Origin of the sequence: Hydrogenophaga sp. (assembly GCF_025699295.1) — a bacterium.
Taxonomy (GTDB): Bacteria; Pseudomonadota; Gammaproteobacteria; order Burkholderiales; family Burkholderiaceae_C; genus Hydrogenophaga.
On the sequence record NZ_JAILWB010000005.1, the window covers coordinates 167,981 to 180,316 of the forward strand.

At 69.0% G+C, this 12,336-nt stretch carries 19 protein-coding genes; 6 read left to right on the plus strand and 13 right to left on the minus strand.

What is annotated here, in order from left to right:
* Nucleotides 1–40 precede the first annotated feature (40 nt).
* A complete protein-coding gene (locus K5880_RS06725) occupies nt 41–787 on the plus strand; it encodes an SDR family oxidoreductase (RefSeq protein WP_297650068.1) in 747 nt (248 codons plus the stop codon).
* A gap of 15 nt (nt 788–802) precedes the next feature.
* On the opposite strand, the gene K5880_RS06730 is transcribed toward K5880_RS06725, so the two are convergent.
* Nucleotides 803–1,345 (minus strand): carboxymuconolactone decarboxylase family protein, encoded by a 543-nt coding sequence (locus K5880_RS06730; protein WP_297650070.1) that lies wholly within the window; start codon nt 1,343–1,345, stop codon nt 803–805.
* Between the two features lie 59 nt (nt 1,346–1,404).
* Here K5880_RS06730 and K5880_RS06735 point away from each other — a divergent pair, with 59 nt between their 5' ends.
* Entirely contained in the window at nt 1,405–1,746 is a 342-nt protein-coding gene (locus K5880_RS06735) for a winged helix-turn-helix transcriptional regulator (RefSeq protein WP_297650072.1), read from the plus strand.
* A 22-nt stretch (nt 1,747–1,768) separates the two neighbouring features.
* Here K5880_RS06735 and K5880_RS06740 read toward each other — a convergent pair whose 3' ends face one another.
* The 4 genes from K5880_RS06740 to K5880_RS06755 all read right to left on the minus strand — a co-directional run bounded on the left by K5880_RS06740 (nt 1,769) and on the right by K5880_RS06755 (nt 3,917).
* A complete protein-coding gene (locus K5880_RS06740) occupies nt 1,769–2,377 on the minus strand; it encodes a DNA-3-methyladenine glycosylase I (protein WP_297650074.1) in 609 nt (202 codons plus the stop codon).
* Nucleotides 2,374–2,688 (minus strand): hypothetical protein, encoded by a 315-nt coding sequence (locus K5880_RS06745; protein ID WP_297650076.1) that lies wholly within the window; start codon nt 2,686–2,688, stop codon nt 2,374–2,376. Before K5880_RS06745 ends, K5880_RS06740 begins: the two co-directional genes overlap by 4 nt.
* Before the next feature lie 14 nt (nt 2,689–2,702).
* Entirely contained in the window at nt 2,703–3,326 is a 624-nt protein-coding gene (locus K5880_RS06750) for a TetR/AcrR family transcriptional regulator (RefSeq protein ID WP_297650077.1), read from the minus strand.
* 81 nt (nt 3,327–3,407) lie between these two features.
* Nucleotides 3,408–3,917, minus strand: a complete 510-nt coding sequence (locus K5880_RS06755; protein WP_297650079.1) for a MarR family transcriptional regulator — start codon at nt 3,915–3,917, stop codon at nt 3,408–3,410.
* Nucleotides 3,918–4,022: 105 nt separating this feature from the next.
* Here K5880_RS06755 and K5880_RS06760 point away from each other — a divergent pair, with 105 nt between their 5' ends.
* Together K5880_RS06760 and K5880_RS06765 are read left to right on the plus strand one after the other, a co-directional pair.
* Nucleotides 4,023–5,021, plus strand: a complete 999-nt coding sequence (locus K5880_RS06760) for a tripartite tricarboxylate transporter substrate binding protein (protein ID WP_297650081.1) — start codon at nt 4,023–4,025, stop codon at nt 5,019–5,021.
* Nucleotides 5,022–5,044: 23 nt separating this feature from the next.
* Nucleotides 5,045–5,512: a DUF3237 domain-containing protein gene (locus tag K5880_RS06765; protein WP_297650083.1), complete on the plus strand. Its 468-nt coding sequence runs from the start codon at nt 5,045–5,047 to the stop codon at nt 5,510–5,512.
* A 37-nt stretch (nt 5,513–5,549) separates the two neighbouring features.
* Here K5880_RS06765 and K5880_RS06770 read toward each other — a convergent pair whose 3' ends face one another.
* From K5880_RS06770 to K5880_RS06805, 8 genes are all read right to left on the minus strand, one after another.
* Nucleotides 5,550–5,939 (minus strand): nuclear transport factor 2 family protein, encoded by a 390-nt coding sequence (locus tag K5880_RS06770; protein ID WP_297650085.1) that lies wholly within the window; start codon nt 5,937–5,939, stop codon nt 5,550–5,552.
* Nucleotides 5,917–7,161 (minus strand): NAD(P)/FAD-dependent oxidoreductase, encoded by a 1,245-nt coding sequence (locus K5880_RS06775; protein WP_297650087.1) that lies wholly within the window; start codon nt 7,159–7,161, stop codon nt 5,917–5,919. The genes K5880_RS06770 and K5880_RS06775 overlap by 23 nt, the downstream gene beginning before the upstream one ends.
* An 85-nt stretch (nt 7,162–7,246) precedes the next feature.
* On the minus strand, nt 7,247–8,515 hold the full coding sequence (locus tag K5880_RS06780; protein ID WP_297650089.1) for an RNA polymerase sigma factor: 1,269 nt from the start codon (nt 8,513–8,515) through the stop codon (nt 7,247–7,249).
* A gap of 10 nt (nt 8,516–8,525) precedes the next feature.
* Nucleotides 8,526–8,936, minus strand: coding sequence for a VOC family protein (locus tag K5880_RS06785; protein WP_297650091.1), 411 nt, complete (start codon nt 8,934–8,936; stop codon nt 8,526–8,528).
* 23 nt (nt 8,937–8,959) lie between these two features.
* A complete protein-coding gene (locus K5880_RS06790; protein ID WP_297650093.1) occupies nt 8,960–9,406 on the minus strand; it encodes an SRPBCC domain-containing protein in 447 nt (148 codons plus the stop codon).
* Between the two features lie 11 nt (nt 9,407–9,417).
* Nucleotides 9,418–9,849 (minus strand): YciI family protein, encoded by a 432-nt coding sequence (locus tag K5880_RS06795; RefSeq protein ID WP_297650095.1) that lies wholly within the window; start codon nt 9,847–9,849, stop codon nt 9,418–9,420.
* A 22-nt stretch (nt 9,850–9,871) separates the two neighbouring features.
* Entirely contained in the window at nt 9,872–10,354 is a 483-nt protein-coding gene (locus tag K5880_RS06800; protein ID WP_297650097.1) for a VOC family protein, read from the minus strand.
* An 84-nt stretch (nt 10,355–10,438) separates the two neighbouring features.
* Nucleotides 10,439–10,807, minus strand: coding sequence for a YciI family protein (locus tag K5880_RS06805; RefSeq protein WP_297650099.1), 369 nt, complete (start codon nt 10,805–10,807; stop codon nt 10,439–10,441).
* A 90-nt stretch (nt 10,808–10,897) separates the two neighbouring features.
* Here K5880_RS06805 and K5880_RS06810 point away from each other — a divergent pair, with 90 nt between their 5' ends.
* Both K5880_RS06810 and K5880_RS06815 read left to right on the plus strand, forming a co-directional pair.
* Entirely contained in the window at nt 10,898–11,179 is a 282-nt protein-coding gene (locus tag K5880_RS06810; RefSeq protein ID WP_297650101.1) for a cupin domain-containing protein, read from the plus strand.
* A 79-nt stretch (nt 11,180–11,258) separates the two neighbouring features.
* On the plus strand, nt 11,259–12,290 hold the full coding sequence (locus tag K5880_RS06815) for an endonuclease/exonuclease/phosphatase family protein (protein WP_297650102.1): 1,032 nt from the start codon (nt 11,259–11,261) through the stop codon (nt 12,288–12,290).
* The last annotated feature ends 46 nt before the right edge of the window (nt 12,291–12,336 follow it).

Consider the following 12,336-nt stretch of genomic DNA (forward strand, 5'->3'; position numbering starts at 1 on the left):
TTGCGCCATTCCCCATCCAGTCACCCACAGGAGTTCCACCATGAAAACCGTTCTGATCACAGGCTGCTCTTCCGGCTACGGCCTGGAGACCGCCCGCCACTTCCACGCCAGGGGCTGGCAGGTGTTCGCCACCATGCGCACCCCGCGCGCCGACCTGCTGCCCCGGTCGCCCCGACTGCACGTGCTGCCGCTGGACGTGACCCGGCCCGAGAGCATCGCCAGCGCGCTGGCCGCCGCCGGCCCCATCGACGTGCTGGTGAACAACGCCGGCCTGGGCCTCTTCGGCGCGCTCGAAGCCACGCCCATGGCCACGGTGCGCGACATCTTCGAGACCAACACCTTCGGCACCATGGCCATGACCCAGGCGGTGCTGCCGCAGTTCCGTGCCCGGCGCGCGGGGCGGGTGGTGAACGTCACCTCCAGCACCACGCTGGCCCCGATGCCGCTGGTGGCGGCTTACACCGCCAGCAAGACCGCCATCGAAGGTTTCACCGAATCGCTGGCGCTGGAGCTGGGCGCCTTCGGCGTGCAGGTGAAGCTGGTCCAGCCGGGCTACGCACCCACCACCCGGTTCACCGCCAACGGGGCCGAGCGCATGCAGGGCCTGATCCCCGAAGCCTATGCGGACTACGCCCGGTCCGTCTTCGCGCAGCTGGGACAAAGCACCGCCGTCACGAGCGAACAGGACGTGGCCGAGGCCGTGTGGCGGGCCGCGAACGACACCACGCCCACGCTGCGCTACCCGGCGGGCGCGGACGCGGTGGCGCTGGCCGCGCAAATCCGCTGAGCGAGAACCGTTCGTTCAGGCCGGGAACCGCGCCGCGGCCTCCTCCACCGGCATGCGCAGCCCGTTGGTGAGGTAGCTCACCGTGCGGTAGAAGCCCGCGAGCATCAGCAATTCGATGATGGCGTTCCCGGTGAAATGCTGTTGCAGCAGCGCCCACAGCCCGTCGTCGATGTCGCACCGCTCGTGCAGGGCATCGCACAGGCGCAGCAAGACCCGGTCCTCGTCCGACCAGCAGGCGTCCTCCGCGGAGCCCTTGACCGTGCTCCGGAGCTGCGCCTGGGTGAGGCCGGCGTGGCCGGCAAAGATGGCCGCGTGGACGCCCCACTCGTACTCGGACCCGCACAGGGCGGTGGTGCGGTGGATCACGATCTCACGCTGGCGCAGGCTCAGGTTGCCCTTGTCCAGCAGGCCGCCGGCGAAGAACTTCTGAAACAGACGGGGATCGCGCGCCAGGGTCGTGAACAAGCGCAACGGCGGCTGGCCCTTCATCACACGGTCCAATGCCACCGAGACGTTGTCGTCGAACGGAGGAAGCGCGGGTTCGATACGTGCAGGCATGTGTGCTCCTGTTTCACAGTTTGCGCGGATCGTAGTCTTGATGCTGTATAAAGTAAAGCATGAAGATTCCACGAACAGGCCAACCGGTCCGGGGCTCCACCACCGGCCGCCCGATCATGGTCGCGCTGGACCTGCTCGGCCGGCGCACGGCGTTGCGCGTGCTGTGGGAGCTCCGCGGGGAGCCACTGACCTTCAGGGCCTTGCAGGACGCCTGCGAGACCAACACCCGCTTGCTCAACACCCGCCTCACCGAGTTGCGGGAGGCCGACCTTGTCGCGCATGGCGAAGGGGGCTACCGGCTGACGGACGAGGGGCGGCGGCTCGCGAAAGCCCTCAAACCGCTCTCGGAATGGGCCGAACAATGGGGAAAGCGCCAGGCAGGCAAGCGCGCGCCCGAATGAAAAACCGCCGCAGGCCCCGCGATCAGGCGGGTGCCCTGAAAGCGGCCCGAGCCTGCCGCACGCTCTGTGAGACCACACATCCCGGCGCATGGTCGTTCACCAGGCCCATTGCCTGCATGAACGCGTAGACCGTGGTCGGTCCGAGGAACTTCCAGCCCCGCTTCTTCAGGTCCCTGGCCAGCGCAAGGGCTTGCGGCGCGACGCCGTCCTGGCGCGGCAGGGCGGCCTCGGCCGGGTCCACTTCGAACCGCCAGAAGTAGGCGGCCAGCGATCCTTGCTCGGCCTGCAGCTGGACGGCGCAGCGCGCGTTGTGGATGACCGCCTCGATCTTTCCCCGGTGGCGAACGATGCCGTCGTCCTGCAGCAGCGCGGCCACCTGCGGTTCGCCGAAATCCGCGATCCGATGGAAGTCGAAGCCGCAGAAGGCCCGCCGGAAATTGTCCCGTTTGTCGAGGATGGTCCGCCAGCTCAGACCCGACTGGAAGCTCTCCAGGCAGAGCTTCTCGAACAGCCGCGTGTCATCGGCGACAGGAAAGCCCCACTCGTGGTCGTGGTACGCCTCGAACTGCGGGGCCGCGGCACACCAGCGGCAACGGGGCTGGCCGTCGCTCCCGGGCAGGGTCGTGCTCATGCGGATGCCGCAGCCGCGTCGGCGCCGCGCTGCAGGGCGGCCAGGCCCTGCGCCATGCGCGACGGCGTCACCGCATGCACTTCGGCCGACACCACGCCGTGCACCACGAACGGGTCCTGCTCGATCCGGCGCTGGAGGCCGGCCTCGTCCACGTTGGCGGCGAGCACCACACCGCCCTGCGCGTTGCCGAGCGATCCCGTCATCAGGAACACGCCGTCGTCGAAACCTTTCTGGATCCACTGGTTGTGGTCGGCCATCCACTGGCCTGCCTGGGCACGGTGGGACCCGAACTTCAGGAAAACGATGAACATGGGGCCTCCCGGGTTCATGAGCGATGGGCCTTGCGGACTTGCTTGCGCGCGGCGGCCGGCGCCGGCGCCAGCGACGAAAGCCACGCATCGATCAGCTCGACCTCGTGGCGGATGAAGGCCTCGTCGTGGAAGGCGTTGGCCAGCGAGGCAATGCCCTGGCTGCGGGACAGCAGGTGCATCGCCAGCGCATCCGCGTCGGCGTGCCGGCCCAGCGCCTCGAACTGCGCGCGCAACCAGCCGCGGAACTGCCCGAAGATGTGGATCGCGTCGGCCCGGGCAGGGTGGTCGGACTTGGCCAGCTCCGCGCACAGCGTCCCGACCGGGCAGCCATGGCGCTGGATGTCCTCGCGGTTGCGGATCAGCATGTCCGCGAAGCAGCGCAGGCGGGCGAGCGGCGTGGGGGCATGGCCCGTCCACGCATCGAGCATGGCCTGGGTCCGTGCGGCGCGCAGCGCGATCACGTCCGCGAGGATGTCGTCCTTCGTCTTGAAGTGGTAATAGAAGTTGCCGCGCGAGATCGCGACCTGGTCGGCGATGTCGGCGAACGACGTCTTCTCGAAACCGCGCCGGTAAAAGAGCGCGTCGGCGGCCTCGACGATGCGCTCCCGTGTGCGGGGTTCGGCGGTGGCATGGGGCATGGTGGGTGAGTCTCCGGAGCACCTAGGGCAAACGTCCTACGGATACTAGGACACTTGCCCTATTGCGTCAAGCCGTCCCGGCTAGCGCCGCCCCGCCACGCGTCCGCTGCGGCGTTTCGGCAGATCCAGCGCCTGCAGGTTCTGCGCCGCGCGTTCGGCCAGGCGCGCGACCAGGCTGTCGAGCTGGGCGATCTCCCCGGGTGCGAGCACCGCAAGCAACTGCCGGTTGAGTTCGATCACCACCGGCAGGAATTCGGCGTACAGCGCGCGGCCTTCTTCGGTCAGCGACACGCGGGCCTGGCGGCGGTCGCTGGGGATGACGTCGCGCGCGATCAGCTTCTTGTCGAGCAGCGCGGTGACGATGCGCGAGGTGCGCGCGCGGTCCAGTTGCGCGAAGTCCGCCAGCTCGGACGACAGCACGGGGCCGTGCCGCGCGAGCATGACGATCAGGCGCCATTCGCGGCGCGAGACGCCATAACGCGCCTGGCACAGGCGGCCCACGGGAGCCACGGCCACCGCCTGCAGGCGCGTGAGGCGGTAGAGGAAGAGTTCGCTTGCCGCGTCCGGTGGCGCGGGCAGAGGTTCGGACACGTCGTCGGCTCCACTGGGTGAATACCCTGAGGATAGTTGGTTTGGTCAATCAAGCGGTCCGGGCATAGATTCGACGTTCACGCCCGCACAGCCCAGGAGACATCCATGCACACCACCCTCTTTTCATCGCCCACCTCCCGTGTCGCAGGCACGGCCCTGCTGGCCCTGGTGGCGGCCGTCGCCGCGCCACAGGCCCTGGCCCAGACCTGGCCGAGCAAGCCGGTCACGCTGGTGGTGGGCACGCCACCGGGCGGTTCGGTCGACGTCTACGGCCGCGCCCTGGCGGATCAGCTCGCCAAGCTCACCGGTGGCACCTTCATCGTGGAGAACAAGGCCGGCGCCAACGGCAACCTCAGTGCCGAATACGTGCACGGCGCGGCGCCCGACGGCCACACGCTGTGGATCAGCACGCAGGCCATGTTCACCATCAACCCGTCGGTCTATCCCCAGCTGCGCTGGAAGCAATCGGACTTCACGCCCATCGCCAAGGGCATCGAGAGCCCGCTGGTGCTGGTGACGCACCCGTCGGTGCCGGCGAAGACGCTGCCCGAACTGGCGAAGTGGGCGGCGGCCAACCCGGGCAAGGCGGCGTATGCCTCGTTCAGCCCGGGCACGCCGTCGCACTTCCTCGGCTTCCAGTTCAACGAACGCATGAAGCTGGACATGGTGCACGTCCCGTACAAGGGCAGCGCGCCGCAGATCGCGGACCTGCTGGGTGGCCAGGTGCCGCTGGGCTTCACGCAGCTGCAGGCGGCGCTGCCGCAGGTGAAGGCCGGCAAGCTCAACGCCATTGCCGTCACCTCGAAGGAGCGCACGAAGTTCATGCCCGATGTGCCGACGCTGGCCGAGCTGGGCCACCCGGACCTGAGCTCCACCATCTGGTTTGGCCTGGTGGCGCCGTCTGCCACGCCCAAGGCGGTGCTGGACCAGATTCGGGCCGCCACGGTGAAGGCCCAGGCCAGCGCCGAACTCAAGGCCAAACTGGAGCCGCAGGGCTTTGACGTGCCGCAGGAAAACGGCGACGCGTTCGCCGCCACCATCGCCGCGGAGACCGCGCGCTGGGCGCAGGTCGTCAAGGCCACAGGTTTCCGCGCCAATCAATGAGCGTGACCGCCCACCCCCGCGGCATGTCCCACCCCGCCCCACCGCCGCTGGCGTTCTTCGCAACGCTGAAGGTGCAGGTCGCGCCGGCCCACGAAGTCGGGCAGACGCCCGCGGGCAACCGCAGGATCATCGCCATCCTGGGCGGTGACGCACGCGGCGACGGCTGGACCGCGCGCGTGCTGCCCGGCGGCGCCGACTTCCAGGCCATCGTGACGCCGACGCTGGCCCAGCTGGATGCGCGCTATGTGCTGGAGACCGACGCGGGCGAGCTGATCTACGTGCACAACCGCGCGATCCGCTCGGCCTCGGCCGAGACCACGGCCCGGCTGATCCGTGGCGAGCCGGTGGACCCGGCCGAGGTCTACTTCCGTTGCGCGCCCACCTTCGAGACGGCCGCCCCGTCGCTGGCCTGGATCAACGAACGCCTGTTCGTGGGCGTGGGCGTGCGCCGGCCCGATTGGGTCGAGATCGACTGCTTCACGGTGCTCTGAGCAGCGCGCAGCCAGGTGGCGCCCGATGGCGCGGGAATCACACTGACGCGCCCGGCGGGGGCTGGGGAGTGAGCTGCGCGGGGTCGTAGAAGAACTGTTCGGCCACGATCCGGTCACCCTCCCATTGCTGCCAGGCGATCTCCTCCATCTCGGTGACCGAATCGTCCTGCCAGACGAAGCGAAAAACCCAGCGGATCACGACGTGGTCGCCATTGACGAGCACCGGGCGCACGCAGCGCGAGTGAATGGACACCGCGCGCGCCATCACCTTGCGCTCGTTCGCCAGCAGCTGGTCGCGGCCCACACGCGGCGCGCCCTGGTTTTCCTGCATGCTGGCCTGCGGCGCGTAGAAGGCTTCGATGGCCTCGTCGTGCGCGTTGCGCTCCACCATGGCGATGAAGCGTTCAAGGGTGTGGGTGCTGGGCACGGTGGCCTCCTTGTGCGGGTTGCGCCGAGATGCGTTCGGCCACGTCCTGCGCCTGTCCGGCAATCGAGCGCAACAGGCCGCCGGGCTCGCGCACGTCGAAGCCCACGAAGTGCAGACCCTGCAGCGCGCCCTGAGGGCTGACCTCGCCGGGCATGCCTCGTGTGTCCAGGGCCAGCCGCGTATAGGGAAAGAGCTCGTCCAGCGCGGCGTCGTACCCGGTGGCCAGCAGCACGGTGTCGAACGGGTGCTCGCTGCCATCGGTGAAGCGCACGCTGCCAGCGCTGAGGGACTGGATACCGGGGTAGACCTGGATCTCGCCGTTCCTGATGCGCGCGATGGTGCCGACGTCGATCATCGGCGTCCTGCCCTCCTCGCGCAGCTGGCGCAGCGGCGAGACCTGCGCGGTGTGCAGGCCGTAGCGGCTGAGGTCGCCCACAGTGAGGTCGCGAAACAGCGCCGCCAGCGCGTCCCCCAGGGCCGTGGGCAGCCGGGCCAGCATGAGGCTGGAGAGCTGCGTCGGGCGGCCCAGCACATCGCGGCGCACGATGTTCACCGGTGAACGCACCGACAGCGCGGTGCGCACGCCGTGCTCGGTCAGGTCCAGCGCGATCTCTGCACCGGTGTTGCCGATGCCGACCACCAGCACGCGCTGGCCGGCAAAGGGCTGCGCGTTGCGGTAGCTGCGGCTGTGCAGGATGCGCCCCTCGAACGCGTCCTGTCCCGGCAGTTGCGGCGCGCGCGGGCGGCGGTTGGCGCCGGTGGCCACCACCACGTGGTTGGCCGAGATCTGGCGCCCATCGCTGAGCGCCACCTGCCAGGGCGCGCCGTGACCCCGCTGCCGGGGTTCGATGGCCAGCACCTGCACGCCCAGCTCGGGTTCGATACCGAAGCGGCGCGCGTAGGCGTCGAGGTAGTCCACCACCCCCTGGCGCGGCACGTAGCGCGGCGCGCTGGCCGGGAACGCCATGCCGGGCAGCGCGGAATGGGTCTTGACGGTGTGCAGGTGCAGGCGCTCGTAGTGGTGGCGCCAGGACGGGACCAGTTCCCGCGCCTGCTCCAGCACCAGCGGGCAGTGCCCGCGCTGCACCAGGCAGGCCGCCACCGCCAGGCCGGCCGGGCCGGCGCCGATGACGATGATGTCGGCCTCGGTCTCGGGGTCAAGCGGCGCATGGTTGGAACCGCGAAACGGCTCGGGCTGAAAGTCGGGCGTGTCGGGATCCATGGCTGCATGTGGTGTCTGCACGCCAGTGTCGGAGGCGCGCGCCCGGGGCGCCATGGGGCTAACACCCGGAGACAGTGCCGCCGTTTCAGGTCAGACTGCTGGCTCTGTCGAGCAGGAAGGCCTTCTCCCGCTCGTTGCCCGCCAGTTCGGCCGCGCGCTCGAACTCGGCACGCGCCTCGTCCCGGCGGTCCAGCTTCTCCAGCAGGTCACCGCGCACGCTGGGCAGCCAGTGGTACTGCCGCAGGGACTTGTTCTTCATCAGCGCATCCACCAGCACCAGGCCGGCGGCGGGCCCCGCGTGCATGGACACGGCCACCGCGCGGTTGAGTTCGACCACCGGCGAGGGCGCCACACGCGCAAGCTCGCCATACAGCGCGGCGATGCGCGCCCAGTCGGTGTCGGCGGCCCGCGCTGCGCGCGCATGGCAGGCCGCGATGGCGGCCTGCAGGTGGTAGGGGCCGGGCTCGGTGGTGAGCAGGTCGGCACGGTCCAGCGCGGCCAGGCCGCGGCGGATCAGCAGGTGGTCCCAGCGGCTGCGGTCCTGGTCGTTCAGCAGCACCGGGCGGCCTTGCGCGTCGGTGCGCGCGTCGGTGCGCGAGGCCTGGATCTCCATCAGCGCCAGCAGGCCGTGCACCTCGGGCTGCTGCGGCGCGATGCCGGCGAGCATGCGGCCCAGGCGCAGGGCTTCGTTGCACAGGTCCGGGCGCATCCAGTCGCCACCGCTGGTGGCCGTGTAGCCCTCGTTGAACACCAGGTACACCACCTCCAGCACCGAGGCCAGGCGCTCGCCCAGCGCCTCGCCGCGCGGCACCTCGTAGGGCACGCCGGCCTCGCTGAGCGTGCGCTTGGCGCGCACGATGCGCTGCGCGATGGTGGCCTCGGGCACGAGGAAGGCGCGCGCGATCTCGTGCGTGGTCAGGCCGCCCAGCAGCTTGAGCGTGAGCGCCACGCGCGCCTCGGTGCCCAGAACGGGGTGGCAGGCGGTGAAGACCAGGCGCAGCAGGTCGTCACCGATGTCGTCCTGCCGGGCTTCGTCGAGCGCGTCGACGAAATCGGGCACGTGCGTCGCGCCCAGCGCCTCCATGTCGGCGGCGATGCCGTCGTGCTTTTCCTCGGCCATCTGGCGGTGGCGCAGGTGGTCGAGCGCGCGGCGCTTGGCGGTGGTCATGAGCCAGGCGGCGGGGTTGTCGGGCACGCCGTCCCTGGGCCAGTGTTCCAGCGCGGCCACCAGCGCGTCCTGCGCCAGTTCTTCGGCCACGCCGATGTCGCGCACCACGCGCGCCACGGACGCGGTGATGCGCGCCGACTCGAGACGCCAGACGGTGGCAATGGCCTGGTGGACACCGGAATGCATGGGCCGGAATTTACATCTGAGCCGGAGCGGCGCTCACGTCCATCCAGAACACCTCCCACTGGTGGCCATCGAGGTCGGCGAAACCATGCTGGTACATGAAGCCGTGGTCCTGCGGTGCGTTGGGCGTGGTGGCGCCGGCGGCCACGGCCTTGGCCACCAGCTCGTCGACCTCGGCACGGCTGTCGCACGAGAGCGCGATCAGCACCTCGGTCGCCTTCCTCGCGTCGGAGATCGGCAGCCTGGTGAAGCCCTGGAAGAAGGGCTCGACCAGCAGCATGGCGTAGATGTTGTCCGCAATCTCCAGGCAGGCCCCCTGCTCGTTGGTGAACTGCTGGTTGAAGCGCAGGCCCAGGGCCTTGAAAAAGGCCTGCGAACGGGCCATGTCCTTGATGGGCAGGTTGACGAAGATCTGGCGCAGCATGGTGGTTTCTCCTTGGTCGGGGGTCAGCGTTTCGTGCCTTCGCACAGGGCCTTGAGGCTTTCCAGGGCGAGGGGCCAGGTCCTGGCCATCATCTCCTCGTAGTCGCCGAACACGTCGGTGTCCACGCGCAGGCGGGTGCCACCGCCTTCATCGCTGAAGCTGTAGTTCTCGTGGCAGGGCGCCCAGGCGCGCACCGCTTCGCTGGTGGTGTCTTCCTTGCCGTTCTCGATGAAGCCCAGGTGGCGGATGGACACGAATTCGGCCGGCCGGTGCTCGGCGATCTCGGACACCATGCCGTTGCCCGCCGGGTCCAGGAAGCGGATCGCCTGGCCCTGGTCCCACGATCCCTCGAACCGCGAGCCTTCGCAGAAGGTGCTGGTCCATTGTTCGTAGGTGGGCGACTGCAGCATGGTGGTCCACACCCGCTCGCGCGGGGCCTGGATCAGGATCTCGAAGTGTTGCGTTTTCATGGTGGCTCCTCTCAGCGCTTCTGCCCCTGCATGGCGTCGAGCTTCCTGAAGTCCTCCAGCGGCTGGCTGGGCGGAAAGTCGTCCATCTCGTAGAGCTGGCGCAGCTCGATCACGGCGTCCTTGCCCTTGCCCGCCGGGTTGGGAAAGCGCCGGCTCCACTCCAGCGCCTCCTCGCGCGAGCGCACCTGGATCAGGGTGTAGCCGGCGATGAGTTCCTTGGCCTCGGCGAACGGGCCGTCAACGACGCGGCGGCTGCCGTCGGCACCGTAGTGCACGCGCCAGCCCTTGCGGCTGGGGTGCAGGCCCGAGCCATCGAGCAGCACGCCGGCCTGGGCGAGTTCCTCGTGGTAGCGGACCATCTCCGCCATCAGTTCCTCATCGGGCGCGGGACTGGTCTCGGCCTCGAATTCGTCGCAGGACTTGACGATGATCATGAATCGCATGGGGTGCTCCTTGTCTGGGGGTTCAGGGGTGGTCGAAGGCGTGCTGCAGGGCGGCGATGTCGAGCCGGCCCATGGCCAGCAGCGCCAGCGTGACGCTCTGGCGGCGCGCGGCGTCGGGGTGCTGCAGCATCAGCATGACCTGTTCGGGCACGATCTGCCACGACAGGCCGTAGCGGTCCTTCAGCCAGCCGCAGCGTTCCTGCTCGGGCACGGCCGAGAGCCGCTTCCAGTAGTGGTCCACCTCATCCTGCGTCTTGCAGCGCACCACGAAGGAAATGGCGGGGGAGAACTGGAAATGCGGGCCGCCGTTGAGCGCGGTGTGGTGCTGTCCGTCGAGCTCGAAGTCGATCGTGAGCACCGTGCCCTCGGGCAGTTGCGCGCCGGGGCCGTAGCGGGTGATCGCGCCGATGCGCGAGTTCGGGAACACCGACACGTAGAACCGGACGGCTTCCTCGGCCTGGTGGTCGAACCACAGGCAGGGCTGGATGCGGGGTGCTGTCGTCATGGAAAACTCCTGTTGAAGAGGGCTTCAACCGGTATGACGAAGCAGGCGCGGGGTTTTCGACAGCCACCCCGCGCTTGTTACAAATCAGCCGCGACTCTCGTCGTAACAGGGCGCGATCGCGCGCACCTCCACCGTGGCCCATTCGGCGGCCGGGCACTCGTGCGCGATCGCCACGGCCTCGTCCATGCTGTTGCAGTCGAGCAGGTAGAAGCCGCCGACCATCTCCTTGGCCTCGGCAAACGGGCCGTCCAGCACCTGGGCCTTGCCGCCGCCGGCCTTGCTCACGCGCACCGCGCTCGACTGGGACGCCAGCGACTCCACCGCCAGCAGCTTGCCGCGCGCCTTGAGGGCTTCACCAAACTGCTGCATGCGGGCGTAGACCTCGCGGCCCTGGGCTTCGGTGCGGGTGGCGCGCTGCCCGGCGGGCTCGACGATCAGGAGCATGTGGGACATGGGAGGAACCTTTCGCTGTACCAATAGAACCAGAGAAAGGCGCCATGCTAACGCTTGACCCCGGGGCCGGTTGCACCACAATCCAGACGCATGAACACCTCTTCATTCGAAGCTTTCCGCCTGCAGGCCCTGATCGAGGGCTACGACGAGGCGCTGGAGCGCGAATGGGCGCCCCTGACGCTGCTGGACATGCACACCCACCCCTTCGCCGCCAAGGCCGTGGTGGTGCGCGGCGAGATGTGGCTCACCGTGGGCGACCTCACCCGCCAGCTGCGACCAGGCGACACCTTCGAGCTCGAAGCCGAGGTGCCGCACGCCGAGCGCTACGGCACCGAAGGCGCCACTTACTGGGTGGCGCGGCGCTCGGGTTGATGCGGCGTCCCCATCCTGGGGGATGCGGGGTCGCCGGCCGCGGCGCACAGTGACCCATCCCGCGACGAGGAGCCCCGCCATGAACCTGCGCCAGCTCAGCATCGGCTCGTTCAACCTGTACAACCTGAACGAACCCGGCCTGCCCATCTACACCGACCGCGACGGCTGGACCCAGGCCGAATACGACCTGAAGATCGACTGGGCGGCCCGGCAACTGCGCGTGCTCCGGGCCGACGTGTTCGGTTTCCAGGAACTCTGGCATGCGGACTCGCTTGCCCGTGTGCTGGAGGCTGCCGGGCTCGCCGCCGAGTACGACCTGCTGGCACCACCCGAGGCCAATGGCAGCCGCATCACCTGCAGCGCCATCGTGCGCAAGGGCCTGCTGCATGGCGCGCCGGAATGGATCGCGGCCTTCCCGCCCGGTTTCGTGCTGCAGTCCCGGGGCGACGATCCGCAGACGCCGCGCATCGCCGTCAACATCGAGGGCTTTTCGCGCCCGGTGCTGCACTTCACGATCCGCCCGCGCAAGACCGGGCCGGACGTGCATGTCTACGTCTGCCACTTCAAGTCCAAGGGCCCGACCAAGGTGTTCACCGAGCCCTGGTACAAGGCCGACCGGCCGCTCTACACCAAGCACGCCACCGGCCTGGGCGCCGCGCTCTCCACGATCCGCCGCACCGCCGAGGCCGCGGCGGTGCGCTTCCTGCTCTCGGAGCAGATGAAGGACAGCGACACGCCGGTGATCGTGCTGGGCGACATCAACGACGGCCAGCACAGCAACACCGCCAACATCCTGACCGAGCAGCCCCGCTACCTGGTGGGCGAGAGCAAGGGCGGCGGCGACACCGCGCTGTATACCGCGCAGACCCTGCAGGAGTACCGCGACACGCGCGACGTGTACTACACGCATGTGCACCAGGACATCCGCGAGTCGCTGGACCACATCCTGGTGAGCCAGGAGTTCTATGACAACAGCAAGAAGCGCATCTGGATCTTCGACGGCCTGTCGATCAACAACGACCACCTGAACTTCGACGACCACAAGGCCGACGGCACGACCGACCACGGCGTGATCCGCGCGACCTTCAAGTACAGCCCCGCCAAGGGGTAGTGCGGCATCCGTGGAGGCGACACACGGGGTAGCACGGAGCAAGGAG